Source organism: Ruegeria sp. BHSA123 (assembly GCF_059613425.1).
The window spans coordinates 42955-67058 of sequence record NZ_JBXWSL010000013.1 but is presented as its reverse complement, the minus strand read 5'-3'; the positions used below and the strand labels follow the sequence as shown (position 1 = coordinate 67058).

General features: G+C 58.1%; 30 protein-coding genes. 12 read left to right on the top strand and 18 right to left on the bottom strand.

What is annotated here, in order from left to right:
* The first annotated feature begins 9 nt into the window (after positions 1-9).
* Together sfsA and AC2FNC_RS09660 are read left to right on the top strand one after the other, a co-directional pair.
* Entirely contained in the window at positions 10-717 is a 708-nt protein-coding gene (sfsA, locus tag AC2FNC_RS09665; protein ID WP_480554388.1) for a DNA/RNA nuclease SfsA, read from the top strand.
* A gap of 86 nt (positions 718-803) precedes the next feature.
* Entirely contained in the window at positions 804-2501 is a 1698-nt protein-coding gene (locus AC2FNC_RS09660; protein WP_480493959.1) for an adenylate/guanylate cyclase domain-containing protein, read from the top strand.
* A gap of 186 nt (positions 2502-2687) precedes the next feature.
* Here the strand turns inward: AC2FNC_RS09660 and AC2FNC_RS09655 are convergent, their stop codons facing one another.
* Entirely contained in the window at positions 2688-3488 is an 801-nt protein-coding gene (locus tag AC2FNC_RS09655; RefSeq protein ID WP_480622603.1) for a helix-turn-helix transcriptional regulator, read from the bottom strand.
* Positions 3489-3660: 172 nt separating this feature from the next.
* Here AC2FNC_RS09655 and AC2FNC_RS09650 point away from each other — a divergent pair, with 172 nt between their 5' ends.
* Together AC2FNC_RS09650 and speB are read left to right on the top strand one after the other, a co-directional pair.
* Positions 3661-4752, top strand: coding sequence for an extracellular solute-binding protein (locus tag AC2FNC_RS09650; protein WP_480605448.1), 1092 nt, complete (start codon positions 3661-3663; stop codon positions 4750-4752).
* An 84-nt stretch (positions 4753-4836) separates the two neighbouring features.
* Positions 4837-5781, top strand: a complete 945-nt coding sequence (gene speB, locus AC2FNC_RS09645) for an agmatinase (protein ID WP_480518010.1) — start codon at positions 4837-4839, stop codon at positions 5779-5781.
* Between the two features lie 202 nt (positions 5782-5983).
* On the opposite strand, the gene AC2FNC_RS09640 is transcribed toward speB, so the two are convergent.
* Genes AC2FNC_RS09640 through AC2FNC_RS09620 form a run of 5 tightly spaced genes read right to left on the bottom strand, consistent with a single transcriptional unit; the run spans position 5984 to position 10179 of the window.
* Positions 5984-7072, bottom strand: coding sequence for a flavin monoamine oxidase family protein (locus tag AC2FNC_RS09640; protein ID WP_496715169.1), 1089 nt, complete (start codon positions 7070-7072; stop codon positions 5984-5986).
* A complete protein-coding gene (locus AC2FNC_RS09635; RefSeq protein ID WP_480624863.1) occupies positions 7069-7743 on the bottom strand; it encodes an SDR family NAD(P)-dependent oxidoreductase in 675 nt (224 codons plus the stop codon). The genes AC2FNC_RS09640 and AC2FNC_RS09635 overlap by 4 nt, the downstream gene beginning before the upstream one ends.
* Before the next feature lie 4 nt (positions 7744-7747).
* The gene (locus tag AC2FNC_RS09630) at positions 7748-8425 is read right to left on the bottom strand and encodes a cupin domain-containing protein (protein ID WP_496715167.1); all 678 of its coding nucleotides are present in this window, start codon (positions 8423-8425) and stop codon (positions 7748-7750) included.
* A gap of 15 nt (positions 8426-8440) precedes the next feature.
* Positions 8441-9421 (bottom strand): MBL fold metallo-hydrolase, encoded by a 981-nt coding sequence (locus AC2FNC_RS09625; RefSeq protein ID WP_496715166.1) that lies wholly within the window; start codon positions 9419-9421, stop codon positions 8441-8443.
* A 56-nt stretch (positions 9422-9477) separates the two neighbouring features.
* Positions 9478-10179: a type 1 glutamine amidotransferase domain-containing protein gene (locus AC2FNC_RS09620; protein ID WP_480493964.1), complete on the bottom strand. Its 702-nt coding sequence runs from the start codon at positions 10177-10179 to the stop codon at positions 9478-9480.
* 108 nt (positions 10180-10287) lie between these two features.
* Here AC2FNC_RS09620 and AC2FNC_RS09615 point away from each other — a divergent pair, with 108 nt between their 5' ends.
* Together AC2FNC_RS09615 and map are read left to right on the top strand one after the other, a co-directional pair.
* Complete coding sequence (locus AC2FNC_RS09615; RefSeq protein WP_480518017.1) at positions 10288-10833, top strand: TetR/AcrR family transcriptional regulator; 546 nt, start codon at positions 10288-10290, stop codon at positions 10831-10833.
* 488 nt (positions 10834-11321) lie between these two features.
* Complete coding sequence (gene map, locus AC2FNC_RS09610; RefSeq protein WP_480493965.1) at positions 11322-12134, top strand: type I methionyl aminopeptidase; 813 nt, start codon at positions 11322-11324, stop codon at positions 12132-12134.
* On the opposite strand, the gene AC2FNC_RS09605 is transcribed toward map, so the two are convergent.
* The 4 genes from AC2FNC_RS09605 to AC2FNC_RS09590 are packed head-to-tail and all read right to left on the bottom strand — an operon-like array spanning position 12122 to position 14723.
* Complete coding sequence (locus AC2FNC_RS09605; RefSeq protein ID WP_496715165.1) at positions 12122-12301, bottom strand: hypothetical protein; 180 nt, start codon at positions 12299-12301, stop codon at positions 12122-12124. The two genes, map and AC2FNC_RS09605, sit on opposite strands and share 13 nt — an antisense overlap.
* A gap of 25 nt (positions 12302-12326) precedes the next feature.
* Complete coding sequence (locus AC2FNC_RS09600; RefSeq protein ID WP_480493967.1) at positions 12327-12962, bottom strand: HAD family hydrolase; 636 nt, start codon at positions 12960-12962, stop codon at positions 12327-12329.
* Positions 12955-13515 (bottom strand): 16S rRNA (guanine(966)-N(2))-methyltransferase RsmD, encoded by a 561-nt coding sequence (gene rsmD / locus AC2FNC_RS09595; RefSeq protein ID WP_480474291.1) that lies wholly within the window; start codon positions 13513-13515, stop codon positions 12955-12957. The genes AC2FNC_RS09600 and rsmD overlap by 8 nt, the downstream gene beginning before the upstream one ends.
* Positions 13512-14723 carry an NAD(P)/FAD-dependent oxidoreductase gene (locus AC2FNC_RS09590; protein ID WP_480622612.1) on the bottom strand — a complete coding sequence of 404 codons (1212 nt, stop codon included), beginning with the start codon at positions 14721-14723 and terminating at the stop codon, positions 13512-13514. The genes rsmD and AC2FNC_RS09590 overlap by 4 nt, the downstream gene beginning before the upstream one ends.
* 99 nt (positions 14724-14822) lie before the next feature.
* Here AC2FNC_RS09590 and AC2FNC_RS09585 point away from each other — a divergent pair, with 99 nt between their 5' ends.
* The 4 genes from AC2FNC_RS09585 (at position 14823) to AC2FNC_RS09570 (ending at position 16342) form a co-directional block, all read left to right on the top strand.
* Positions 14823-15308 carry a peroxiredoxin gene (locus AC2FNC_RS09585; protein ID WP_480474293.1) on the top strand — a complete coding sequence of 162 codons (486 nt, stop codon included), beginning with the start codon at positions 14823-14825 and terminating at the stop codon, positions 15306-15308.
* A 103-nt stretch (positions 15309-15411) separates the two neighbouring features.
* Complete coding sequence (locus AC2FNC_RS09580) at positions 15412-15657, top strand: YMGG-like glycine zipper-containing protein (protein ID WP_480518023.1); 246 nt, start codon at positions 15412-15414, stop codon at positions 15655-15657.
* A 10-nt stretch (positions 15658-15667) separates the two neighbouring features.
* The gene (locus AC2FNC_RS09575; RefSeq protein ID WP_480518025.1) at positions 15668-16015 is read left to right on the top strand and encodes an EF-hand domain-containing protein; all 348 of its coding nucleotides are present in this window, start codon (positions 15668-15670) and stop codon (positions 16013-16015) included.
* Positions 16016-16030: 15 nt separating this feature from the next.
* Positions 16031-16342, top strand: coding sequence for a hypothetical protein (locus tag AC2FNC_RS09570; RefSeq protein WP_480518027.1), 312 nt, complete (start codon positions 16031-16033; stop codon positions 16340-16342).
* On the opposite strand, the gene AC2FNC_RS09565 is transcribed toward AC2FNC_RS09570, so the two are convergent.
* Genes AC2FNC_RS09565 through AC2FNC_RS09550 form a run of 4 tightly spaced genes read right to left on the bottom strand, consistent with a single transcriptional unit; the run spans position 16339 to position 19081 of the window.
* Positions 16339-16632 carry a 4a-hydroxytetrahydrobiopterin dehydratase gene (locus AC2FNC_RS09565; RefSeq protein ID WP_209505128.1) on the bottom strand — a complete coding sequence of 98 codons (294 nt, stop codon included), beginning with the start codon at positions 16630-16632 and terminating at the stop codon, positions 16339-16341. The two genes, AC2FNC_RS09570 and AC2FNC_RS09565, sit on opposite strands and share 4 nt — an antisense overlap.
* Positions 16629-17816 (bottom strand): GNAT family N-acetyltransferase, encoded by a 1188-nt coding sequence (locus AC2FNC_RS09560; RefSeq protein ID WP_496715161.1) that lies wholly within the window; start codon positions 17814-17816, stop codon positions 16629-16631. The genes AC2FNC_RS09565 and AC2FNC_RS09560 overlap by 4 nt, the downstream gene beginning before the upstream one ends.
* Positions 17817-17861: 45 nt before the next feature.
* Positions 17862-18629, bottom strand: coding sequence for a glycerophosphodiester phosphodiesterase family protein (locus AC2FNC_RS09555; RefSeq protein ID WP_480554373.1), 768 nt, complete (start codon positions 18627-18629; stop codon positions 17862-17864).
* Entirely contained in the window at positions 18626-19081 is a 456-nt protein-coding gene (locus AC2FNC_RS09550) for a RidA family protein (RefSeq protein WP_480474299.1), read from the bottom strand. Before AC2FNC_RS09550 ends, AC2FNC_RS09555 begins: the two co-directional genes overlap by 4 nt.
* 351 nt (positions 19082-19432) lie before the next feature.
* Between AC2FNC_RS09550 and AC2FNC_RS09545 the strand changes: the two genes are divergently transcribed.
* Together AC2FNC_RS09545 and AC2FNC_RS09540 are read left to right on the top strand one after the other, a co-directional pair.
* Positions 19433-20203, top strand: coding sequence for an MlaA family lipoprotein (locus AC2FNC_RS09545; RefSeq protein ID WP_480476848.1), 771 nt, complete (start codon positions 19433-19435; stop codon positions 20201-20203).
* Positions 20193-20792 (top strand): MlaC/ttg2D family ABC transporter substrate-binding protein, encoded by a 600-nt coding sequence (locus tag AC2FNC_RS09540; RefSeq protein WP_480554371.1) that lies wholly within the window; start codon positions 20193-20195, stop codon positions 20790-20792. The genes AC2FNC_RS09545 and AC2FNC_RS09540 overlap by 11 nt, the downstream gene beginning before the upstream one ends.
* Positions 20793-20894: 102 nt before the next feature.
* Here the strand turns inward: AC2FNC_RS09540 and fliP are convergent, their stop codons facing one another.
* The 4 genes from fliP to fliF are packed head-to-tail and all read right to left on the bottom strand — an operon-like array spanning position 20895 to position 24085.
* The gene (fliP, locus tag AC2FNC_RS09535; RefSeq protein WP_480474301.1) at positions 20895-21626 is read right to left on the bottom strand and encodes a flagellar type III secretion system pore protein FliP; all 732 of its coding nucleotides are present in this window, start codon (positions 21624-21626) and stop codon (positions 20895-20897) included.
* Positions 21626-21913 carry a FliM/FliN family flagellar motor switch protein gene (locus tag AC2FNC_RS09530; protein ID WP_267364617.1) on the bottom strand — a complete coding sequence of 96 codons (288 nt, stop codon included), beginning with the start codon at positions 21911-21913 and terminating at the stop codon, positions 21626-21628. The genes fliP and AC2FNC_RS09530 overlap by 1 nt, the downstream gene beginning before the upstream one ends.
* On the bottom strand, positions 21906-22502 hold the full coding sequence (locus AC2FNC_RS09525) for a FliH/SctL family protein (RefSeq protein ID WP_480518033.1): 597 nt from the start codon (positions 22500-22502) through the stop codon (positions 21906-21908). Before AC2FNC_RS09525 ends, AC2FNC_RS09530 begins: the two co-directional genes overlap by 8 nt.
* Positions 22502-24085, bottom strand: a complete 1584-nt coding sequence (gene fliF, locus AC2FNC_RS09520; RefSeq protein WP_480554368.1) for a flagellar basal-body MS-ring/collar protein FliF — start codon at positions 24083-24085, stop codon at positions 22502-22504. Before fliF ends, AC2FNC_RS09525 begins: the two co-directional genes overlap by 1 nt.
* Positions 24086-24104: the final 19 nt, after the last annotated feature.

Below are 24104 nucleotides of genomic sequence, written 5' to 3'. Positions count from 1 at the left end.
CCGTGAGACATGCGTTTTGGAACCCCTCTTATCCCCGCCCGCCTGATCCGTCGCTACAAACGCTTTCTGGCCGATTGCAGGCTGGACGACGGGCGCGAAGTCACCGCCCATTGCGCCAATCCGGGATCCATGATGGGGCTGGCCGAGCCGGGCCAGTTAATCTGGCTTGAGCCCAACGACGACCCTAAGAAAAAGCTGAAATTCGGGTGGCGGCTGGTGGATCACGAAAACGGGCATTTCACCGGGGTCGATACTTCCGTCCCGAACCGGGCCTTGCGGGCAGCACTTGAGGCGCGCGAGATCCCCGAGCTGGCCGCTTATGAAACCGTCCGGCCCGAAGTGAAATACGGGCAAAACAGCCGTATCGACTTCCTGCTGAGCGGCCCCGGCCTGCCAGATGCCTATGTCGAGGTCAAAAGCGTGACCCTTTCCCGTCAGCCCGGTCTGGCCGAGTTCCCCGACAGCGTCACCGCCCGCGGCACCAAACATCTGGGCGAGCTGGCGCAGATGACAGCGCAGGGGCACCGGGCGATCATGCTGTACCTGGTGCAACGCACCGATTGCGACCGGTTCGCGCTGGCCGCGGATATCGACCCGTCCTATGCAGCAGCGTTCGAGGCGGCACAGGCTATGGGCGTAGAGCGGATGATTTGCGGGACGCGGATATCACCGGATGGGGTTTGGGTTGACACGAGTGAAACCCGGTTTGGTGTCTGATGGCTCTGAACGGGTGCGAGGCGCCCAGAGTGGACATCGTCTTTAGCAAGTTGGTCTGAAGAGGCTTATCAACTATTGTCGAGTGCATGTCGAACAATGGACTACATTTGCAACGAAAGTTGGCGGCAATACTGGCCGCTGATGTCGTCGGGTATTCGGCACTCATGCATAACGATGAGCAAGCAACACTGCAAATGCTCGATCATCTGGAAACCGACATCGTCACTCCAACAATAGTGGGCCAATCAGGTCGGATCGTGAAAAGCGTGGGCGATGGTTGGTTGGTTCGATTTGACAGTGCGGCACAAGCTGTGACTGCAGCAATTCAGATACAGGAACAATTGGCTGAGCACCCGTTAATGAAAGTGCGGATCGGCGTTCATGTTGGGGATATTACAGAAAAAGCCGACGACATACTGGGTGACGGTGTAAACATTGCTGCGCGGCTTGAGAGCATTGCTCCATCCGGCGGCATCGCTATTTCTGAACCAGTACACTTGAACCTTGACCGCACTCTGGCGGCTGCTTTCGAATCTGTCGGGAAGAAGAAGCTTAAGAACATCGAGCGCAGCCTAGATGTCTGGATGCATCATGGACTGTACGTGGCACCCACGCATAGAGCAGTTTCTTTCGCTGAAACGAACTTGCCAAGGCTCTCCATTTATCCCGTCTCATGCCGCGACCAACGCGTTGAACTAAAGGAAATGGCCGCAGCTCTGACTTCGGATTTCGGTTCCTATTTTCGAACAATCAACTGGTTGAATGCAGCGGTATCCTCGACGGAACCATCAAAGGGATATGCACTTCGTAGCGTGCTACGTGGATACGGGGATCGATTGCGTCTGGAAGCCCGCTTACATGATCCTTCTGATTCTGAAATCTGGACCGAGAAGTTCGATGGGGTGGTCGAAGCCATCTTCGATTGGCAAGATGAGGTGGTAGAAAAGCTGTTGGACGCCGTAAGCGGAACCTTGATCGAGTTTGAGACCGCAAAGCTTTCGGTACTGCCTGAAAACGAACTAACTGCCGAGCAATGCGTCCTGAAGGGTATGATCGCTTGGTCTGGAGCAGGGATCGACAGCTACGAAGAAACGTTATCGTATCAAGCCAAGGCGATTGAAGCCAAACCAACTCTCACGGCCGCCTATGCCGAAGCTATTTGGACAATGAATGGCGCGAGGACTTACAATCTGCGTTGCGAACTGTCGACCTACTACGAGAAACTGCCATCTTGGATTGAGGCCGGGCGACGCATGGCAGGTCAAAACCCAACGCTTGATCTGAGTGTCGCCGTGGCTGACTATAATGTGGACGGGGATGCAGATAAGTTGTCCGTGGCGCTTGAACAAATCCAGAAAAGAGCACCGTTAGATGCCCGTCTTCATTTGTTTATGGGGTGGGGGTATAATTGGGCTGGGTTTCCTGAAATGGCATTAAGCTGCTTTCAAACGGCGCTTCGCTTGGGCCGGTATGGGGCTGTTTTCGTGGGCGCTTCCGGAGGTGCCGCCACTTCTTGCGTAATGCTCGGCCGAGACCGTGATGCCATCGCCTATGCAGAAGCAGGTATGCGATTCTCAAAGGATTATGCTGCTCTTCACAGCACGAGAGCTGCTGCACACGCAATGCTTGGGGAAACTGAAAAAGCGTCTGCAGCTTTGATGCAGATGCTGCAATTGGAACCTAGCGAAACGATCTCGAGGTGGCGTAGCAACGTGGATTATGGTGGTTCAGAAGGCGCTGAACGTTATTTTGAGGCGCTTCGACGGGCAGGGATGCCAGAATAGCGGCGCTGAAAACGGATTGTGCTGGCAAACACGTCCTCAAAGCCCGTAAAACCGTCAGTTCGCCCAGGTCCTGATTTTGCGCCCGTAGCGAATGCCGGCAATGTGGGTTGCACCCGCAGCACCCAGAACACCTTGTGAATCTCGGCCCTGGCCGCATTCACAAGAAAGTTCTACGGATTTCCCGAGTTAAGATGGCTTTGATGCCAAATATCGAGTGGCTGCGGAAAACAACTCTGCCTGTGAACTGACGCCCAGCTTGGAGTAGGCGTTGTGGCGATGCACTTTGACTGTACCTTCGGTGATCCCGAGAAATGCGGAAGCAGAGCCGGCTGAGTGGCCTTGCAAAACAAGGCGCACGACCTCGGCTTCTCTTGGGCTTAACCTGTCCGCACCAAAAGTGGCCAACCGTTCCTCAACCTGATTCAGGGCTTCCGGTTGTCTTTCGGCACCCCTCAGGTTCCAGTTTCGGATCACGGCGGCCGACAGGGTCTTATGGATGGAATTGATCTTCGCGACATCCTCAGGGGTAAACCGGGGCTGACGGGCGCCTCGCGACAGAGATATTACGACCCAGTCCCCGCTGTTTAGCCTTATCAGCACCCCCAACTCATCGCTGATCCGAACCTTGCGATAAAAGGTCCGGTAGTACTCTGAACGAAAGAACGCCTCATTGACTAAATCGGCCAGACGGTAAGCGCCGGGTTCTTTTCCCGATCTACACGCTTGCGAAAACGGATCCAGCAGGTATGGGCCGGTTGCATAAAACTGAATTGATATGGCCGCCTGCACGTCGTCGAGATCGTGATAGAGCGAGACAGGTGGTGCTTGATCCTGATAGCGCGTGAGGATCATCGATTCAAAACTGACATGCAGTTCCAACATCTTCCTCAGAGCTGTTGGGAAGAAGTCTGTTTCCAACCGCTCCAACAAGATTGCGTAGGTCTCATCCCACTTGGCCGCCGAGATGTCGCCGCTATCTGGTAACATAGCCAATTCCTATAACTAAAGATATATATCCTACCGCAAATTTACAGTGATGGCCATTCGATTCCATTGTTGATGTCAGAACGCTCGCCCGGGGTGCTGACTGTGCCTCGTCACCAAAGCCTCTCCGGACGTGAAAATTCAGGGCGGAATCCTGCAACAAGGAGGAGAAACAATGAAACCGCATTTTGGCCTTTCGGCTGTTGCCATTGCCTCAAACCTCGCGATCGCTTTTCCGGCTTCAGCCGAAGACCTCTCAATCTACAATTGGGCTGATTACTTTGGTGAAACGACAGTTTCGGACTACGAAAAGGAGACCGGCACACATGTCAGCCTGGACTATTACGATTCAAACGAAGTTCTGGAAACCAAGCTGCTGACAGGGGCGTCAGGTTACGATGTCGTTTTCCCCGCCGCGTCCAATGCGCAACGAGAGTTTCAGGCCGGGGCGTTGCATCCGATCGACCCCGCGCGCCTGAGCAACTACGGCAATCTCAATCCGAAAATTCTGGCGTCGCTCGACAGTATACCCGGTGCCCGGCAATTGGGCGTACCTTACACTTGGGGCACAGTAGGGCTTGCCTACAATCCAACCATGATCAAAGAGCGACTGGGCACGGATGTCATCACATCCTGGGACGTTCTTTTTGATCCTCAGATCGCCGCCAAGCTTGCCGACTGTGGGATTGCCGTGCTGGACTCACCGGTAGAAATGGTCTCAGTGGCGCTGAACTATCTCGGGGCTGACCCGTACTCCGATGACCCCGCCGATCTCGACAGGGTTCAGGACCTCTTCGAGGCCGTCACGCCGTCCATTCGTTATTTTCACAACCAGAAAGCATCTACAGATTTGCCCGGTGGAGATGCCTGTTTGGCAGTGATGTACAGTGGTGATGCCGGCATAGCTCAGGCCCGCGCCATGGAGTCCGGCAATGGTGTCGAAATTCTGTATACAATTCCGAGCGAAGGCACTTTGATGTGGATCGACCTCATGTCCATTCCGGTGGATTCAACACGGGCGGATGAGGCATATCGATTCATTGACTACATGCTGCGGCCTGATGTCATCGCAGGAGTGTCCAACTACGTCTATTTTGCGAATGCGAACTCCGCAGCAGATACGTTCGTAGATGAAGCCATTCTGACCGACCCGGGAATCTACCCGGATGAGGCGACATTGAGACGGCTCTTCCCTGATCTGAGTGTCGGCGCGAAAACGCTGCGCAATCGCAACCGTCTTTGGACGAATGTAAAATCCGGCACCTGAACCCTGCCAAGCCCGGCAAAGGCGGGAAAGAATTGCAACACCCCGCCACTCGGGCAGCAATCATCAAAATGAACGGAGCCAATAATGGTGACTTCAACCGACCGCGCCTTTCTGGCGCAAAACGAAATGGGCATGGGGTATGAGCCGACCTTTAGCGGAGCGACAAGTCTGTTCCGGCGACAATATTCCCGCAATCTGGAGAGCGCGGATATGGTCACGTGGGGCGTTCCCTATGATCTCTCTGTGACCAATCGCCCGGGATGCAGGTTCGGGCCACGTGCCATTCGTGCTGTATCGACCAACCTCGCCTGGGATGGTGGGCCCTGGCCCTGGGGGTTTGATCCCTTCGAAATCCTGAACATGGTTGATTACGGCGATTGTGATATCGACCCAGGCTTTCCAGAGCAGATTGCGCTACAAATTCAGGACCAAGCGCGGGAAATCCTGAAATCCGGTGCCTTTCTTCTGACGATGGGCGGAGATCACTCGGTCACCTATCCGATCCTGAAGGCGCAGGCAGAACGCCACGGCCCTATCTCGCTGATCCAGATTGATGCCCATTCGGATACATGGGAAGAACACCCAAAGCGGATCGACCATGGTTCAATGTTCTACCATGCCACTGTCGAAGGCATCATATCCCCTGAGACGTCAGTGCAGGCAGGCATGCGCACGCTGAATGAAAAGACTCACGGGTTCACGGTACTCGACGCAAATTGGGTTCACGAGAACGGGATTGATGCAACGGTTGCGCGCATCAAAGAGACAGTAGGAGACCGGCCTGCTTACCTGACCTTCGATATTGACGCGCTTGATCCGGCATTCGCGCCCGGAACCGGAACGCCGGTATGCGGAGGACTGTCTACCTATCAAGGGCAGTCTTTGGTACGCAAGCTCGACGGGGTCAACCTTGTCGGGGCCGATCTCGTCGAAGTCTCCCCTCCGTACGATCATGCAGAGATTACAGCTTTGGCCGGTGCATCGCTCTTGCTGGATATGGTTTGCTTAATAGCAAAGGCGCGAAAATAACGGATAAAGAGATGGCTTGTGAGTGATGCCGCCGCCCAAAACTCATTCGCACAGCGATCGGGGCCGTGCAACACGTCAGACGTCCAAGCGAAATGGTCGAAAAGTTGCATGTGGCGCGGTGAACCAGTTTCTATTTGGGCGACGGTAGAAATCGTGCAGATCAATGATCCATCCAGGACAAAGGGTGACAGTCAAATGTCGGTCAGACCTTGGTTTCCATAGATCGAGCCGCGCGTTTTGCAACTTTCTCAGCGGCCTCCAGAGCGCCTTCAAGATATCCGCCGAACCCGTGCGCGGTTTCGGTTGAGCAGAGATGGACACCTCGTGCTGCAAGGCTGTTAAGGATCGAAGGCAAGCCGTAGCTTGGGTGGAAGCGAGCCGGAACATGATCCTGCATGCGGGAGATTTCCGCGATTGTTGCCCAATCCTGCAGTTCCAGATCAAGGGGTTGCGCCATCTTAGGGCCAAAAATGGCCGTGAGTTGCGCCAAGGCCTGGTCCATCATGGCTTCTTTGTGTGTCGCGCGCATATCGGCGGGGTATCCGACGAATCCGAACAGTGCATAAGGTCCTCCCTTCATGGGGGAGGCATCATGAATTTCGACCATGGGGCCGCGGTGGCTCATCGCGTCACCTGAAAGCCCAGCGTTGCGCCAATGGGGCTCATCGTAAACCGCGAGAATCTTGGCTTGCCCGGCCATCCAGGTCGGAATGTTTTTCAAGGCTTGGATCTGATCCGCATCCAGCGCTGGTTCAAAATTGACGGTATCCGCAATCACCCGCGGCGGGATGGCCAGCATGATCTGTCTGGCTTCGACAGAATAAGGTCCGCCGTCATGGTCGAGAAATGCGGCGATCTTGCCGGGAGAATGCCGGACCGATCTGAGTCTGGTTTGTGTCAGGATACGCCCTGCATCCAGCGATCCGGCAAGCGCGCCGGTCAGGGAACCCATGCCTCCGGCCAGCCGGTAGGATCCTTGCATCGACGCATAGCCGCGGGCGCGTTGGACAGCGCCGGACTGGTCCTGATACATCTGATCCCCGGTTGAATACTGTTCGAAGACCGGGATGTCGAAGCGCCGAGCCAGGGTGGCCATACGCGGCTGGCCAGGCCAGAACCAGGCCGGGCCAAGGTCGAATTTTCCACCCGACAGCTCTTTGGTCAGGATGCGCCCACCGAGGCGGTTCTGCGCCTCGATCAGAAGGAAATCTGCACCCCTCTGCGTCAGGTGGTCCGCGAGGGCGAGGCCAGACAGGCCGCCGCCAACGATGAGAATATCCGTTTGCGTCAAAATGTCTCCCCCATGGGTCTGAGATCCAGTTCGTGAGTCCAGGTGGATCTTGGCTGGCTGGCGAGCGCGAGATAGGTGTCTGCGACATCTGCCGGTTGCATCATCCGCGACGGATCCATGCTGTGCAGATCCCGGCTGGCTTTTGTATCGACGATCCCGTCAAGGATCACATGCACGACGTGCACACCTTTGGGTCCATATTCCCGGGCCAGAGACTGGGTCAATGCCCGCAGACCTGCCTTGGCCGAAGCGAAAGCCGAGAAGTTCTTGCCACCGCGCAGGCTGGCCGTGGCGCCAGACACGATGAAGGTGCCGCCCCCGGTGTCGGCCATCGCGGGCAAAACACCTTGCGCCAGAATGACCGCTGACAGGACCATGGAACGCCAGGTCGCCTCGAAGTCATCCGTGCTTGTCTCCTCGAAGAGCGAGATGACAAGGTTCGCCGTGTTGTGGACCACAAGCTTGGGCGGGCCATGGGTGCAGATCATGTCCCGGAGCTTTGCCCTGCTCCAGCGCTGTTCGGTCAGATCGACAGCCAGCGTGGTACTGGCGCCTTGCGGCACGGTCCGGTTCAGGCCAAAGGCCGTATATCCGTTCTGAGCAAATGACGTGACCAGCGTCTGTCCAAGGCCGGGGCCGGCACCGGCGACGATCGCGAGAGGTTTGTCCATTGTCCTATCCTTGGGTCGGGATGATTGGCGGTTGCGCCAGGTGGTCGGATTTGATCCAAAGACGGGCACCTTCCAACCCGGCCGTGGCATTGAGCGCCATGCCGGGTGGCAGACGCAGCCATGAGTTCTTCTGGAAGACCTCTCCGCCTTCGGTGAAGCTGCCGTCGATCACCAGTGCCTCGAACCCTTTGTGCCCGGTCACGTTTACATGTGCCGATGCGTCCCAGACCTCGATCCGGACCCGTTCACGGGAATCCTCAAAGAGCGGGATTTCGGATATGCCATCTGCAACCGGGCGCGGGTCCTGCGCGTTTGTGTCGATTGTCAGCTGTGTGCGGTCCTCCGGGTCGAACTGCCAAAGCTTGACCAGGATCGTCGCCCCGTCCGCCGCGCTTGGCGTATGCGACGTGGTCGGCGGATTGCGCACATAGGTGCCAACGGGAAAATCCCCGTGTTCGTCCTGAAAGACCCCATCCAGCACCAGAAGCTCTTCGCCCCCTGTATGTGTATGGGCCGAAAAGGCGCTGCCCGGTGCATAGCGAACAATCGTTGTTGCCCGTGCAACCTCATCGCCGATCCGGTCGAGCATCCGACGGTCGACACCTTTCATAGGTGAGGCAATCCACGGTTCATTTTCCGAATGGACAACCGCACGTTCATCAAAGTTTGCGTTGAATTCCATCTTCTTGTCCCTTTCTCAAAGGTTGAACTTCATGCCGACGGCGATTGGCACGACCCGCTTGCCGTACCGGCGTTCCAGCGCGTTCGTCGCACGCCACCCGGTACAGTGGCCGGGCATGATCAGGTCGATGTCGAATTGCGCAAAGTCGGCGACGGTCTGGTCGATGATCTTTTCATGGCCACCGGCAAGGTGAAAGCCGCCGGTCAGGCCATGGATCGGCACGCCGGGAAAATCGCGCTGAGCGGCATGAAGGACGTTGACGATACCCGCATGTGAACAGGCAGAAAATACCACCAGCCCTTTGCCCGCGATATTCACCGCGACATAGCGTTCGTCCATGAGCAGCGGGTCGTCTTCCCAACCCGCGCCGTCTTCGGTGCGGCGGACATGGCCCGGAAACCCGACCTCGTAATCCGTGACACGGGGAATTTCGCCCGAAATATAGAACATATCGTCCAACACGCTGACCGGTTGATCCGTGACAACGGGTGTTGCGCCCTGCGCAGCCAGTTCTTCGGGTGTGGCGATTTCTTGTATTTCGATCAGTTCTCCTGACGAAAGCGGAAAAGCACGTTTTCGGAACATTCCGGGATGCAGATAAACCGGTAACTCGCCGGTCCGGCCGTCCTTGCGGATCAGATCGATGGCCGCTGGAATACCGCCCGCATGATCCCAATGGCCATGCGACAGAGCGATCGCGTCGATGGTGCCAAAGGATGCTCCAAGCCGCGACGCGTTGTATTCGACGGCAAAATCGACCGGCCCGGCGTCAAAGAGCAATGTATGTTCCGTCTCGCCGCGCCGGGCTGTGATGATCAACGCCAGGCCGTGATTTGCACAACATTGACCGGCACCCGAGATCTGCTCCATCCCGGCGTTGTGGAGATTGTCCCACTCATGGGTGAACCCCACGGGCACGCTGGACAGGCTGTCCGTCCGGTTGTCGATGAGAACAAGAATCTCGACACTGTCGATGGGTTGAAGCTTGGTGGGCATGGTCTTCTCCGTTTCGGGTTGCCAGGGCGGACAATTGCCCGCCCCGGCGATTTGCGTCAGGCAGCAAGACGCTGCTTGAGCGCTTCCGCGAGTGGGGGTGCCGACGCCGGGCTCTGGCCAGTCATCAGGGCGCCATCTTCGACCACGTTGGCTTCCCAGTTGGCCTTGCTGACGTAGGTGGCGCCACGACGTTTCAACTCGTCTTCAAGCGAGAACAGAAGGTGATGCAGAAGCTCGATCTCGTTGTCTTCGTCGTTCTTGAAGCCGGTCAGGCTGAGGCCCTCAACCAGGTAGCTGCCGTCTGACTTCTTGACATCCCGCAGTATGGCCGGCGCGTGGCAGACCATCGCGACAGGCCGGTCGGATTCGTAGAACTCCCGGATCATCTTGATGGCATAGCTGTCAGAAGCCAGGTCCCAGATCAGGCCATAGCCGCCCGGAATGAAGAGCGCATCGAAGGTCGAATAGTCGATCTCACGCAGTTTGCGGGTATTCTGTACCGCGAACATGGCCACCGGATCGTTGAAGAAGCGGTCAGTGTTTTCGGTAGTGAACGGAGCCTTCATCGACAGCAGGTCAATGGGTGCGTTGCCGCCTTTGGGCGAGGCAAAAACAACCTCATAGCCCGCTTCCGTCAGGACGTAATACGGGGTTGCGACCTCTTCGAACCAGGTGCCGGTTTGCTTGCCCGAGATGCCCATCTCGTCAACGGACGACATGACCAGCAAGACGCGTTTTTGTTTGTTTCCAGTAGCCATCAGCGTGTTCCTTTCATGAATACCTATCTATCACTAGGTAGATAACAGTTAGAAGTTGATTCCTGGGCTGTCAACGTTTATCTATCAATCGGTAGATTGGAGGTAGTCATGCCACTGACAATGAAAGAAAAAATTCTTATCGCCGCCGAGAAACGCGTGCGCAGTGCGGGCTTTTCGGAGATGAGTTTCCGTGACCTGGCCAACGATGTGGGAATCAAAAGTGCCAGCGTACACTACCATTTCCCCACCAAACCGGATCTCGGGGAGGCTCTCGTCACCCGCTACGCCGAGCAATTCAAGGCAGAACTGGACAAGATTGACCTGAACGATCTGCATTCTGCATTGGAAGGTTTCGTGGCGCTCTATTCCGGTGCGCTGGTGCTGAACGAGTCCATATGCCTTTGCGCCGTCATGGGCGCCGAAGCCATTGGGCTGCCCGAAAACGTCAACAAACGCACAAAAGCCTTCTTCGAGATGAACAAGGCATGGTTAGAAAACCTATTCACCAAGCACGGGGTCAAGAATGCCGAAGATACCGCAGGCCTCATCGTCGCGGCCTTGGAGGGCGGCATGATTGTCGCCTCCGCTTCAAGCGACCGATCAATATTTGATCAGGTCGCCAAAGCGGCAATTCGCGGCATTGGCCAGGGATAGGAACCGAGTTTGGAGCTGCCCAGTTCGACTACGACATTCTTCATCAAAACGATGTTCTCGTAAGTGTCATCAAGGTAGAATGCGTAATCTCACCGTAGCCTTCCTTTCCAACGCGTGTATTGCGAACCGAGGCTTACAGTACGCTCCTTACGCAGGAACCGCCCTTCTCTTCGGTAAAAAATCTGGCGCAGCTGTTGTTGGTTGTTCCTGGATGCAGCAAAGAATTGTTCAGATTTTGTAGAAATCTGCACGGCTGAATGCCCGCAAGCGGGAACCTCGCGGCGCTACCGATGACCCATCGCTGTGAATGCGAGGGTTTTCTGCGTCACGAAACGCCATTCCCAACAATCAAAACACCCCTCGGTCAGCCGATGCTTGAACTTGCTGCTTTTTGCCCCATCTGAAACCCGCAACCTGACGCCCTCTGGTACTTTCTGCACAAGCAGCGTAAAAGAAGTGCCGCGCGTAACATTTGGAGCTTTGCGTCGATGAAAGAGCATCGTGGCCGCCTGACCAAGGACGGTATTCGCATCTATGAACAGGGTGATTTTGCCGGGATGCACGCGGCGGGCGCTCTGGCGGCGCGGATTCTGGATGATATTGCCGCGCATGTCTTTCCCGGTCAGACCACGGGTGCGATTGACGGGCTAATCACGCAGATGGTCGAGGATGCGGGCGCGACCTCGGCCACGATCGGCTATAAGGGGTATGAGCACGCCAGCTGCATCAGTGTGAACCATGTGGTCTGCCACGGTATTCCCGGTGACAAGAAGTTGAAGGAAGGCGATATCCTGAACATCGATGTGACCGTCATCGTGGATGGCTGGTTCGGTGACACCTCGCGCATGTATGTGGCGGGCAAGCTGCCGCGCAAGGCCGAGCGTCTGATTCAGGTGACCCATGACGCACTGTTCAAGGGTATCGAAATGGTCAAGCCGGGCAACACGTTCGGCGATATCGGCCATGCCATTCAGGCCTATGTCGAAGCGCACCGGATGAGTGTTGTTCGCGACTTTTGCGGGCACGGTCTGGGCCGCGTGTTCCACGCGCCGCCGAATGTGCTGCATTATGGCCGTCCCGGCACCGGCGCGGTTCTTGAGGAAGGCATGTTCTTTACCATCGAGCCGATGGTCAATCTGGGCCGTCCCGAAACCAAGACGCTGGCCGACGACTGGACCGCCGTGACCCGCGACAAGTCGCTGTCGGCACAGTTCGAGCATTCGGTAGGCGTAACGGCGAATGGGGTCGATATCTTTACCCTATCACCGGGCGGCAAGTTTCACCCGACCTATTCGTCCTGATCGGCGGCCTGTTCGCGCAGGAGCTTCAGCAACATCGTCTCAGCCCCCCAAGGGGTAACCGCGTCGTGAATGAACACCGGCGCACGCAGGGGTTTGTGGTCAGGTTTCGTGGTGACCTCGGCGTCGCGGGAGATTTTCCAGGCAAAGGGTGTCAGAGCATGGTCCATGGCTGCACCATAGCACAGTTGGGGGTCAAAGTCGCAACAGCGGGTGTGCCTGAGACATATCCGTGATCACCTCGGCCCCCAGATCGGCCAGCCTGTCACCACCGCCATGCGGCGCGTAGGCCAGACAGCGCATATTGGCCCGGATTGCAGCTGTAACACCATTGTGGCTGTCTTCGATAACCACGGGGGCCTGTGCGCCAAAATGTTCCGCCGCCAGTTGGAACATCTTTGGATCAGGCTTGCCGGTGCCAAGCACATGGGCCGAGAACATCACATCTTTGAACCGGTCCCAGAGCCCGTTCTGGCCGAGCGTGATCTGCATCTTGTCCGGGCTGCCGTTTGAGGCCACGCAATAGGAGATGCCCCGCTGATCCAGCGCCGCAAGCAGGTCCGCGACACCCGGCACCAAAGGCACACCGGCGCGCAGGCGGTCGTAGGTTTCGGCATAGACCTGATCAATCCAATCTTCGGGCAGGTCTGCGCCCATCGCACGCGCCTTGTCGCACACCCCGACCATGGTTCCGCCCACAAACAGGGACATGCATTCGGGCAAGGTCAGGTGCAGGCCATAGCCCGCCAGATTGTCCGCCAACACCTGGTTCGAGATCACCTCGCTGTCGACCAGAACGCCATCGCAATCGAAAATGACCAGATCATGCACTCTGATCACCGTTCCGCATCAATGAGATATACGTGTCGCCATATTTGCGACTGTCGTGCAACGTGAACCCGGCCGGGGCCTGCATCCGTGAGTTTTCTTCCCAAACCAGCAGCGCATCATCCGCGATCCAGCCATTGGCCAGCGCGGCGATGGCTTTCTGTCCCATGGCCTTGCCATAGGGCGGGTCCAGAAAGATCAGATCGTAGGGCGCGTCCGGATTTTCGCCCAACCGGGTTGCATCGCGGCGGATCAGGTCGGTGCGCCCGGCACTGCGGGTCAGGTCGATATTCTTGCGGATCAAACCCTGGGCCACGCGCCCGTCATCGACGAAGGTGACATGCGCCGCACCGCGTGACAGCGCTTCGAGCCCAAGCGCCCCGGTGCCAGCAAACAGGTCCAGCACGCGCAGGCCGTCGAAATCGATCTGATGGGCCAGCACGTTGAACAGGCTTTCGCGCACCCGGTCGGTGGTCGGGCGCAGATGTGCGCCCGCATCGCCTTTGCCGACGGGGGTCAGGGCGCGACCGCGGAACTCTCCGGCGATGATCCTCATGCCTTGAGCAGCGATTTAAGGTCTGCATCAGGGTCGGCCACGACAGCCGGGTCGGCCGTTTTTCCCATTTCGATCAGGCGTTTGCCGACCATATAGGCGCGCGGATCGTTCATCGCGTCGACCGCAATCAGTTTATCCCCGTTGTAATACCAGAAGGACACGGTCTGCCCGTCGCCCTGCCGGGTCACCACGCGGTCATATCCGGTGTTCAGACCCGCGATCTGAAGCTTGACCTCGTATTGATCCGACCAGAACCACGGGGTTGCCACATAGTCCTTGGCCGCACCCAACATGTTCTGGGCCACGATCTCGGCCTGATCAATGGCATTGGGGACGCTTTCCAGACGGATGCGGCCTTCGCCATGGGGAAAGGAGGCGCAATCGCCAGCCGCCCAGATCGACGGGTCGGACGTGCGGCCATGGGCGTCGGTTCTGATGCCGTTGTCCAGGTCCAGCCCCGCCATCTCGGCCAGTTGGGTTGCGGGTGCAATGCCGACGCCAACCACAACGAAATCAACGTCCAGCTTTGTTCCGTCAGTCAGAACCGCGCCGGTGACCTTGCCGTTTTCGCCGATCAGATGATCCAACCCGACGCCTTCGCGGATGTCTGCGCCGTATGCACTGTGCAACGCGCGGAAATAGTCGCTGGTCTCGGGCGCTGCGACACGTTGCAGGATACGGTCGGCCATCTCGACCAGAGTGACCTTGACGCCGCGCTTGGCACATACGGCGGCAGCTTCGAGGCCGATATACCCGCCGCCCACGATCAGCGCGCGGGCGCCTTCGGTCACTTTGGGCTCCATCTCGTCGATATGGGCCAGATCGCGCACCACATGCACACCGTCCAGATCGCCACCAATCGCTGCGGGCAGGCGGCGCGGGTCAGACCCGGTGGTCAGCGCCAGTTCGTCGTATGAGATAACCTCATCCCCCAGGGTGACCGTTTTGGCCTTGGGGTCGATACCGGTGACGCGCTGACCCAAACGCAGGGTGATGTTGTTTTCCGTGTAAAAACTTTCGGGCCGCAGGAACAGACGCTCAAGCTCCATCTCGCCCAGCAGATAGGCTTTGGACAGGGGTGGGCGTTGATAGGGCAGATGCGGCTCGGCCCCGATCAGAGTGATCTCACCCGCAAACCCGTCCTTGCGCAGACGAGCCACCAAAGAGGCGCCTGCCTGCCCCGCGCCGATCACGACAATATGGTTCATGCTTTGCCTACCCCGTAGTTTTCAAGTGGTCACCGTGTTCAGACCACCTATATTGCGGCTAAGCACATTTCTGCAAATCCAAACGACAGGAGCTGAATAATGATTTCAACAGGAGATACCCTGCCCGAAGCAACGCTGATTCAGATGGGCGCGAACGGGCCGGAAGAGGTGCGGATTTCAGACAAGACCAAAGGCCGCAAGGTGGTGATCTTTGCCGTGCCGGGGGCTTATACCGGCACCTGCACGACCGCCCATGTGCCCAGTTTCATCCGCACGAAGAAACAGTTTGACGCCAAGGGCGTGGACGAGATCCTGTGCCTTTCGGTCAATGATCCGTTTGTGATGCAGGCGTGGGGGCAATCCACGGGCGCGACCGAGGCGGGGCTGACCATGGTGTCGGACGCAGCGGCAGAGTTCACCAAGGCCATCGGCATGGATTTCGACGCGCCGCCCGTGGGGCTTTTCGCGCGGTCCAAGCGGTATGCAATGCTGGTCGAGGATGGCACGGTCACGGTGCTAAATATGGAAGAAAACCCCGGCGCCTGCGAGATTTCCGCCGGTGAAGGCCTGTTGGATGTGATCTGATTTTGATCGGCCCCGGTCCGACCGGGGCCTTTCGCCGCCAAATTAACTTGTAGCACCGCCCCAGAGCGCGAATACTTGGCGTATTCACACGGGGAGTTTTTTCATGAAACTTAACGCGTTCTACATAGTACTGTCCGGCGCGGCCCTTTTGGCGGCCTGTGGACCGGCCCCAACTCCGCAACAGCAAGCTGCACGCCAGCACGAAATCGCCTGTCTGGGCGGAACGTTGGGCGGGGCGCTGATCGGGGGCGCAATCGGCAACCAGTTTGGTGGCGGATCAGGCAAGACGATCCTGACCGCAGCGGGCGCTGCCGCTGGCGGCATCGAAGGTCAGAGATTCGCGTGCTGAGGAGGTCGATATGAAACAGCTAAGCCTAGTGATGTTCATGGTGGCTTTGGCCGGTTCGGGTCACGCCGAAAGCGTGGCTGAACTGCACGAAAACGAGTTGAAGGCCATCGACGCCAACAATGACGGGTTCCTGTCCAAAGACGAGTTCGATGCTTTCTCGGATTACGCCTTTCAGACGATGGACGAAGACAGGAACGGCACTTTGGGTCAGGCCGAGGCCAAACCGTTCATGGACATCAAACTGTTCCGCAGCGCTGACCGAAACGGCGACAACGTGATCTCAAGACCAGAATTTGACACCCAGATGGGCGAGGATTTCCTGTCCGCCGATCAGGATGGGAATGGTCAGCTTGATTAACAGCAGGAGTTTGGGATGAACAAATGGCTTGGGGTGACGGCGCTGGGGCTGGTTGCAGCCTGTGACGTGCCGCAGGCCCCGTTGGTGACAGGCCCGGACGGGCAGGCCCGCATACAGATCAACCTGTCTGGCCTGACCTGTTATGAAAACAAGTGTCTGGATATCAACCCGGCCGCGCGCAGCGTGCGGCAGATCGGAAACAAGACCACGGGTATTCCAAGGGCGATTGATGTCAGCGACGGCACTGTCACGCCTGTCGAGTTCCGGCAGATGGGCACTGCCGCATCGCTGGCTGGCGGTGAAGGGTCAGGCCGCAACGATCGCTAGCACAGACTGTCCATCTTGCGGGCCAGCTTAGCATCCAGCGACGACAGGCCGCCCACATCATGGGTGGACAAGACGACCTCGACCGTGCGGTAGACATTGAACCATTCGGGGTGATGGTTCCACTTCTCGGCCCAGATTGCCACCTGTGTCATCCAGCCGAAGGCGTGGACAAAATTGTCGAAAATGAAGGTCTTGGTGATCGCATCGCGGCCTTCAACCATGGTCCAACCGTTTTTGAACAGCGGATCCAGAAGCGGGCCACGGGTTTCGGTCGACAAGAGTTCGGTCATTGCTGTTCCTCCGGGTTCGATTTCCTGAACGGGCCGTAATCCGCCAGAATCTCGATCTCTTCTTCCACTGCGTGGCCTTCGGCGTCCAGATATTTCTTGACCGCATCGGCAAAACCCGGATCGCCTACCCAATGCAAGCTATGCGTGCGTGTTGGCAGGTACCCTCGCGCCAGCTTGTGTTCGCCCTGTGCACCTGCCTCGACCCGGGTCAGCCCGTGGGCAATGGCAAAGTCGATTGCCCTATAATAGCACAGTTCGAAATGCAGGCAGGCATGATGTTCGATGCAACCCCAATAACGCCCAAAAAGGGTTTCACGGCCGATATAGTTCAACGCACCCGCAATGGGAAATCCATTCCGTTCGGCCAGCACAAGGGCCATGTCATCTGCCATCGTATCCTGTGCAATATCAAAGAACCGCCGCGTCAGGTAGGGTGAGCCCCATTTGCGCGATCCGGTGTCCTGGTAGAACCGCCAGAACGCGTCCCAATGTTCGGGGCGCAGCTGGTCACCGGTCAGAGTGCGGATCTCACCACCAAAACCACAGGCCTGCGCACGTTCTTTCCGGATAGTCTTGCGCTTGCGCGACGACAGCGCGCTCAGAAAGCCGTCGAAATCCGAATAGTTATCGTTCAGCCAGTGAAACTGCTGCGATCGGCGCAGCATCAGACCCATCTGTTCGCCAGCCAATGCTTCATCCTCGGTACAGAAGGTCGCGTGAAGGGACGAAACCCGGTTGTCAGCCGCAAGCTGCACCGCCCCCTGAACCAGCGCCGACATACCGATCCGTTCATAGCCCGGACGCACCAGAAACCGCCGCCCGGTTGCCGGGGTGAACGGCACCGCGACTTGCAGTTTGGGGTAATACCGCCCGCCCGCGCTTTCATAGGCATGGGCCCAGCTGTGATCGAAGATGTATTCGCCCTGGCTGTGCGACTTGGCATACATCGGGGCCGCCGCGATCAGCATCCCGTCATGATAGGCCGTCAGGTATTGCGGCTGCCAGCCGGTGCCACGCCCGACCGAGCCGCTGTCTTCCAGCGCCAGCAAAAAGCGATGTGTGGTAAAGGGATCAAGCGGCCGCCCGCCATCGGCAGCTTCGGGGCAGGCGCAGGCATCCCACTCTGCCGCTGCAATCTGCGACAGAGCGCCCAGTACCTGAACCTCGATCTGTGCCTGATCCATATGTCCTCCGCGCCTGTCCTTTATCTGTGACCGCACGGAGGGGGTTCAAGTCGAATGCGCAGCCAAATAGCCTTCGAAGGTCACATTGTCGGCAACCTTGCGGGCTTCTGCCTCTTGTTCGGGCGACCGGATTGTCCAACACAGGATCGGCACGCCCCGCGCCTTTAGTTCCGCCACGCGGGGGCGCGACAGGTCCGCGGCTTCGTGGCTGATGAAACTGGCGCCGACACGGTCGAAATCCGGGATATCGCGCAGGTGATCGCAGACGCTTTGCGGCAAAAGCTCGACACTGGGCTCATACGCGCAGGTCGTGATCCCGCGCGGCAGATGCGGGGCAAGCCGCGCCAGTTCAGCGACCGAGTTGGGATTGAAGGACATCAAGGCCACCGGGCCTTTGTAGCCCTGCAACGCGCGCGCGGTGTCGCGTTCAAGCGCGCCCACTTTCGTGCCCATCGCCCCGTCCTGATCCTTTAATTCGATCAGCAACGGCACCCGGCCCGCGACAATTTCCAGCACATCATCCAGTGTCGGAATGCCATCATCCCCATGCAGAAGCGGCGTACCAGAGGCGGCCAGTGCCGTGACCTGCTGAATGGGCCCCGACCGCCCGGTCAGGCGGGTCATGTCATAATCGTGAAAGACCATTGCCTGGTCATCCGATGTCAGTTGAAGATCGATCTCGATCCCGTAGCCAGCTTCAATCGCGGCACGAATGGCCGCCCGGCTGTTTTCCGGGCGGTTCTTGGTAATGTCGTGCAGCGCCCGATGCGCAAACGGGGCCTGCAAAAACACATCTGGTAGGGGCGGCGTCATTCGATTTCGAAAATGCCTTCGATCTCGACCGCGACACCCAGCGGAAGCGACGCCGCGCTGACGGCGGAACGCGAATGGCGACCGGCATCGCCCAGCACCTCGACCAGAAAATCGGACGCGCCGTTGATCACCTGCGGCTGTGCCGTGAATTCAGCGGTCGAGTTCACGAATCCGGTCAGCTTGATCACGCGGACCAGCTTTTCGATATCGCCGCCGCAAGCCGCCTTGACCTGTGCCAGCAGGTTGATCGCGCAGACACGCGCCGCCGCAGCCCCGGCTTCGACATCCAAGTCATCGCCCAGTTTTCCGGTGATCAGCTTATCAGTCTTCGAGATCTGGCCAGATACATAAAGGATGTTGCCGACACGCACGAAAGGCACATAGTTGGCCGCAGGCGCGGGCGCGTCTTCCAGCGTTACACCGAGGCTTTCCAGTTTTGCAGCGATGCTCATTGCGAGGGTCCTTCCCTAATTTCAACTCAGCGGGACGCTAACCGGGAAGCACGGATTGGGAAAGACGGAAACCGGCAAATTTCGGCCTTCCTGCGATCTGAGCGTATCTTTACTGAAAACTCACTGTTGATCGACGGTCACTTTACCCCACCGTGATGAACAGGTTACACGCAAGGTGTTTCATTTAAGACTTGAAACGACTATGTGACTGCAACTTGTGCCACCCCGGCACGTGGATTTTGGTGGATTATTGATTGAATGTCCGGCGGGCGCATGTGCCGGGGCCATTTAGGAGAAACAAAGATCGTGTCGAGCAGATTTCGCCTGAAACACCTTGTTTTACTGTCGGTCATGGCCCTTGTGTCCGCTTGCGCAACAACGCCGCCAGAGGGTGCCTTGCGCAGCGACGTGTTTGATCCGTACGAAAATGCGAACCGGGGAATTCACAAGTTTAATCTGGGTGTTGACCGGTTCCTGTTCCGGCCGGCCTCGAAAGGGTATGTCAAAATCGTTCCTGACCCGATGGTCACCAGTTTCAGCACTTTTGCCGAAAACATCTCGCTGCCCGGTCAGGCAGTTGACTACCTGCTTCAGGGCAATCCAAAACAGATGGGCAATGCTCTGCTGCGCTTTGTGATCAACATGACCGTCGGCGGCTTTGGCTTGTCCTCGCCCGCTGATGAGCTGAACCTGCCACCCGTTGACACTGATTTCGGTGAGACCTTGCATGTCTGGGGGGTTGGCGAAGGCGCTTATGTCGAGCTACCGTTCTATGGCCCGTCGACCCAAAGGGATGCGATCGGGGTTGTGGTCAACCTGTTCTCGAATCCGATCAATTTCAGCCCGACCCGCCCCGCCGACAATCTTGGCGTCTACGCCGAAATTGTGCGGCGCATGGGGGATCGGGGTCGGTTCTCGGATACTGTCGATTCCATTCTTTACGAAAGTGCCGACAGCTATGCGCAGGCTCGCCTGATCTATCTGCAAAACCGCCGCTTCGAACTGGCAAGAGATGACGAAGACGCCTATCTGGACTTGTATTCTGACCCCTATGCCGAAACCGGGACGGACCCGGTCAGGGACCCCTATCTTGACCCCTATGAGGACCCCTATGCTGAATAACGCGTTGAACCGTCGCCATTTTATCGCAGCCGGGCTTGCGCTGGCAGTGCTGCCCGTACCTGCCTTTGCCCAGACCGAGGCCGCCGCCAAGGCGCTTGTGACCAACGTGGTTTCCGACATCAACCGGGTGATCGAGTCGGGTAAATCCGAAAAAGCGATGCTGCGCGATTTCGAAAAGATCTTTGTTCAATATGCTGATGTGCCGATCATGGCGCGCTATGCGTTGGGTGCGGACGCCCGCACAGCCAGCCCGACCCAGCTGAAACAGTTCACCGCTGCATTTCAGGGCTATATCTCGCGTAAATACGGTCGCCGTTTTCGTGAATTTATCGGCGGTGAGGTCGATGTTCGCAATGCCCGCAAGATCAAAGCCGGGTACGAGGTTCGCACGTTGGTCAAGCTGCGCGGATCAGCCCCGTTCGACGTAACGTTCCTTGTTTCCGACAAATCAGGTCGGGACAAGTTCTACAACATGTTCATCGAAGGCGTGAATCTGTTGCTGACCGAGCGAACCGAAATCGGCGCGATGCTGGACGCCCGCAAAGGCAATCTGAATCAACTGATCTCGGACCTGAAAAAGACGGGTTAAGCCGTTTCCGGCACAAAAGTGTGCCGGACAGCTCGTGTTTTTGGAAGTTCAAGAGGGTCGGGTCTGCCTGACCCTTTCTCGTGATGCGCGTGCCTGACAGATTTACGGCATGTAGCTGCGAACCAACGCGCCTGCGATCAAAGCCCACCCGTCAGCGATTACGAAAAACGCCAGCTTGAACGGCAAAGACACGATGGCAGGTGGCACCATCATCATGCCCATCGACATCAATACCGCTGCAACCACAAGATCAATGATCAGAAAGGGCAGGAAGATCAGGAACCCGATCTGAAAGGCGCGCGCGATCTCGGACAGCATGAAAGAGGGCATCAACACCGATAACGGGGCCTGAGCTGACAGCTCGATCGCGTCACCGCCGGGGCGCAGGGCCGCCATTGCATAAAACGTATCTGAATCCAGCCGGTTCGCCATGAAGGTGCGAAACGGCTCTAACGCGCGTTCCAGCGCGGGCTCGACCGCCATGGTTTCTTCCATCATCGGGCGTATTCCCGCGGTCCAGGCCTCGGTGAACACAGGGTCCATGATGAAATAAGTCAGAAACAGCGCAAGACTGACCAAAAGCATATTCGGCGGTGATTGCTGAAGGCCAACACCCTGCCGCAGGATCGACAGCACGGTGATCAGAAACGGGAAACAGGTGATCATGATCGCCAGACCCGGAGCAACGCTGAGCACCGTGATCAACAGGATCAGCTGGATGGTGCGGGCCGAGATCGAACCGCCTTCGCCCAGCGACAGGGTCACATCCTGAGCCGCCGCCATCGACGGCAGGGACACCACTACAGCCAGACCCAGCCAGATCACATAGCGCATCAGCCGATTCCGTTTTGCAGATCCGCAATCTCGGTCAGGCGCACGGCCAGCTGCCCCGCCTGATCGCCCTCCATCTCCTCAAGCACCCCGCGCGCCACCAGCTGATCCCCGACATACAGGTCGACCGGGTCTTCGATCCGCTTGTCCAGAGTCAGAACCGCGTTTTCACCCATGTTCAGCAAATCCCGGATCAACGGGCGGGCGCGACCTACCGAAACGGTCACTTCAATCGGAACAGTTTCGAAAGGATTGGGTTTTTCGGTTTTCGGGAACTGGGTGTCATTCATTGGACAAAGCCTTTCTTGCCTCAAAGACGTATGCGTCAAATGCCTGTGCAATGGTGGACAGCAGGGTCGCGCAATCAATCTCGCGCCGGCTTGTGCCGACCTGCAATCGCGCCTGTCCGGGGGCCAGGCCAGGGTCTTCGATGACGCGCGGTGCGGAGTGCAGGGTCTGCGGCAGCAGGGATTGCACCGCTTGCGCGCACCCTTCCGGCACCATGATCTGCATCGGTTGTTCGATTTCCGTGCGCGCCATTTCGCAAAGCTGTTCGACGATCCGGGCGGCCAACCCGCGTTCGACCATGTCAGGCAATACGGTCTGAACCAGGCTTTCGAACATCGGTTCCAGAGACAATGTCATCCGGGTAAGCGCCTCGTGATAGGTGAAGGACATATCCTCGAGCGATCCCGCCAGTTCGGCCGAAACGCGGTCGCGGTTCTGTTCCTGCGCCTGCGCGGCGTCTTCCCAACCGGCGCCGTACCCGTTTTCGAACGCGGCAAGGCGTTGTTCCTCCAGCGTTTCCTCGTCCAGGTAAAGAACGGCTTCGGCGCTGGTCCGAGTGGTGAAATCCTCAAGCAGATGAGCGATGGACATCACACGCGCTCCTCACCTTCTTCAAGCCAGCTGCGCAGGATCTCGACCGTTTCTTCCTGCTTGTCGCCGATCATTGCGCGCAACCGATCAACCGGATCCCCGATGGCACTGACCCCAAGCACGGGAACGGCCCCTTGTTGGGGCAGCGGCGTGAACTCTGCCGTTCCGTCCGCCGCGATTTCACCGGTCAGGACCGACGGGGCCGGTGCCCCTCCCTCCGCGGCCGGCAACAGCGCCGGGACCATCGCGGGTTTCATCAGGATTGGACGGATCACGAACAACGCCAGCACCAGTGACACCAGCGCCAGCGCTGCCATCTGAATCAGTGACATGGCGTCCAGATGGATGTTTTGCCAAAGCGAAGAGGAAACCAGCGTGCCTTGCGGCGTGACCACTGGTAAATCCAATGATTTCAGCGTGATGACGTCCCCGCGCGCGGCGTCAAATCCCACAGCCGAGGCCACCAGTTCCTCAAGTGCGTCGAGTTCTGTTTGCGGCAGCGGCGTGAAGGATTCAGCGCCCGAAGCATCCAGCGCCCGCGTTCCGTTGACCAGAACGGCAACCGTCAGGCGTTTGATCGCACCGGGGGCGGTGTGCACTTCCAGCTCGGTTTCGGAAACCTCGTAATTCACCCGCTCACGTGTCTGGGTCGCGGTCGAATTCGATTCGTCCCCCCCCGCACCATCGCCGTCGGGCAGGTTTGAGGCCACCGTGACATCGGCTGACTGGTTGCGCGCGCTGTCGGAGCGTTCCTCGACATCCGTGCTGATAGCCACCCTGCCCTTGGGGTCAAAGCGCCGCTCACGCAGGGATTCTGTCCTGGTTTCAGTATCGACGCTGACCTCGACTACGGCATTCCCCGTGCCAACTCGCGCCTCGACCAGACGCAGAACCCGTTCCCGCAGCTGCCGCGCCTTGTCATCCGCCGTGTCGGCGGCCACGGCGGTGTCCTGCCCGCCAATCACGGACCCGTTCGAATCGATCACAGTCACACTCTCGGGTGTCAGCCCGCTGACGGCAGAGGCGACAAGAAACCGGATGGCCTTGGCCTGATCGCCTGTGATATCGCCCCCCGAGGGCACCAGATAGACCGAAGCCGTCGGTGCGACGCTGCGCTGAAACGGATTGGCAGAGCCGTTGGCGATATGAACGCGGGCCTGGCTGACATGCGGGCTGCCCACGATCGTGCGCGCCAGTTCCCCCTCTTTCGCGCGCCAGTAGGCAGCATCGAACATTTGGGATGTGGTGCCGAAGCCGTTCAGCGAATCCAGCAGTTCATAGCCCTTGTTGCCGTTGGCAGGCAGTCCTTCGCTGGCCAAAGTCATCCGCAGCTCGTCCCGTTGTGCGCCAGAGACGTAAATTGATCCGCCCCGAATCTCGTAGGTCACGCCACGCTGATCCAGCGCACGCACGATGTCCCCGGCGGCACTGCTTTCCAGACCCGCGTAAAGCAGGGTCATCGACGGTGCCGTCGCAAGGCGCGACATCCCGAGGATCCCCAGAAACACCAGCACAACAGCACCGGCAACGAAGATTTGTTTACGCCTGTCCAAACTTGCCCAGACAGTTCCGATCTGCTGCACGCTCACCTCCGACTCGCCG

What these genes read in the sequence shown, in the direction of transcription:
- sfsA (WP_480554388.1), top strand. Translation starts at nt 10, where the DNA reads ATGCGTTTTGGAACCCCTCTTATCCCCGCCCGCCTGATCCGTCGCTAC.
- AC2FNC_RS09660 (WP_480493959.1), top strand. Translation starts at nt 804, where the DNA reads ATGTCGAACAATGGACTACATTTGCAACGAAAGTTGGCGGCAATACTG.
- AC2FNC_RS09655 (WP_480622603.1), bottom strand. Translation starts at nt 3,488, where the DNA reads ATGTTACCAGATAGCGGCGACATCTCGGCGGCCAAGTGGGATGAGACC.
- AC2FNC_RS09650 (WP_480605448.1), top strand. Translation starts at nt 3,661, where the DNA reads ATGAAACCGCATTTTGGCCTTTCGGCTGTTGCCATTGCCTCAAACCTC.
- speB (WP_480518010.1), top strand. Translation starts at nt 4,837, where the DNA reads ATGGTGACTTCAACCGACCGCGCCTTTCTGGCGCAAAACGAAATGGGC.
- AC2FNC_RS09635 (WP_480624863.1), bottom strand. Translation starts at nt 7,743, where the DNA reads ATGGACAAACCTCTCGCGATCGTCGCCGGTGCCGGCCCCGGCCTTGGA.
- AC2FNC_RS09630 (WP_496715167.1), bottom strand. Translation starts at nt 8,425, where the DNA reads ATGGAATTCAACGCAAACTTTGATGAACGTGCGGTTGTCCATTCGGAA.
- AC2FNC_RS09625 (WP_496715166.1), bottom strand. Translation starts at nt 9,421, where the DNA reads ATGCCCACCAAGCTTCAACCCATCGACAGTGTCGAGATTCTTGTTCTC.
- AC2FNC_RS09620 (WP_480493964.1), bottom strand. Translation starts at nt 10,179, where the DNA reads ATGGCTACTGGAAACAAACAAAAACGCGTCTTGCTGGTCATGTCGTCC.
- AC2FNC_RS09615 (WP_480518017.1), top strand. Translation starts at nt 10,288, where the DNA reads ATGCCACTGACAATGAAAGAAAAAATTCTTATCGCCGCCGAGAAACGC.
- map (WP_480493965.1), top strand. Translation starts at nt 11,322, where the DNA reads ATGAAAGAGCATCGTGGCCGCCTGACCAAGGACGGTATTCGCATCTAT.
- AC2FNC_RS09605 (WP_496715165.1), bottom strand. Translation starts at nt 12,301, where the DNA reads ATGGACCATGCTCTGACACCCTTTGCCTGGAAAATCTCCCGCGACGCC.
- rsmD (WP_480474291.1), bottom strand. Translation starts at nt 13,515, where the DNA reads ATGAGGATCATCGCCGGAGAGTTCCGCGGTCGCGCCCTGACCCCCGTC.
- AC2FNC_RS09590 (WP_480622612.1), bottom strand. Translation starts at nt 14,723, where the DNA reads ATGAACCATATTGTCGTGATCGGCGCGGGGCAGGCAGGCGCCTCTTTG.
- AC2FNC_RS09585 (WP_480474293.1), top strand. Translation starts at nt 14,823, where the DNA reads ATGATTTCAACAGGAGATACCCTGCCCGAAGCAACGCTGATTCAGATG.
- AC2FNC_RS09580 (WP_480518023.1), top strand. Translation starts at nt 15,412, where the DNA reads ATGAAACTTAACGCGTTCTACATAGTACTGTCCGGCGCGGCCCTTTTG.
- AC2FNC_RS09575 (WP_480518025.1), top strand. Translation starts at nt 15,668, where the DNA reads ATGAAACAGCTAAGCCTAGTGATGTTCATGGTGGCTTTGGCCGGTTCG.
- AC2FNC_RS09570 (WP_480518027.1), top strand. Translation starts at nt 16,031, where the DNA reads ATGAACAAATGGCTTGGGGTGACGGCGCTGGGGCTGGTTGCAGCCTGT.
- AC2FNC_RS09565 (WP_209505128.1), bottom strand. Translation starts at nt 16,632, where the DNA reads ATGACCGAACTCTTGTCGACCGAAACCCGTGGCCCGCTTCTGGATCCG.
- AC2FNC_RS09560 (WP_496715161.1), bottom strand. Translation starts at nt 17,816, where the DNA reads ATGGATCAGGCACAGATCGAGGTTCAGGTACTGGGCGCTCTGTCGCAG.
- AC2FNC_RS09555 (WP_480554373.1), bottom strand. Translation starts at nt 18,629, where the DNA reads ATGACGCCGCCCCTACCAGATGTGTTTTTGCAGGCCCCGTTTGCGCAT.
- AC2FNC_RS09550 (WP_480474299.1), bottom strand. Translation starts at nt 19,081, where the DNA reads ATGAGCATCGCTGCAAAACTGGAAAGCCTCGGTGTAACGCTGGAAGAC.
- AC2FNC_RS09545 (WP_480476848.1), top strand. Translation starts at nt 19,433, where the DNA reads ATGGCCCTTGTGTCCGCTTGCGCAACAACGCCGCCAGAGGGTGCCTTG.
- AC2FNC_RS09540 (WP_480554371.1), top strand. Translation starts at nt 20,193, where the DNA reads ATGCTGAATAACGCGTTGAACCGTCGCCATTTTATCGCAGCCGGGCTT.
- fliP (WP_480474301.1), bottom strand. Translation starts at nt 21,626, where the DNA reads ATGCGCTATGTGATCTGGCTGGGTCTGGCTGTAGTGGTGTCCCTGCCG.
- AC2FNC_RS09530 (WP_267364617.1), bottom strand. Translation starts at nt 21,913, where the DNA reads ATGAATGACACCCAGTTCCCGAAAACCGAAAAACCCAATCCTTTCGAA.
- AC2FNC_RS09525 (WP_480518033.1), bottom strand. Translation starts at nt 22,502, where the DNA reads ATGTCCATCGCTCATCTGCTTGAGGATTTCACCACTCGGACCAGCGCC.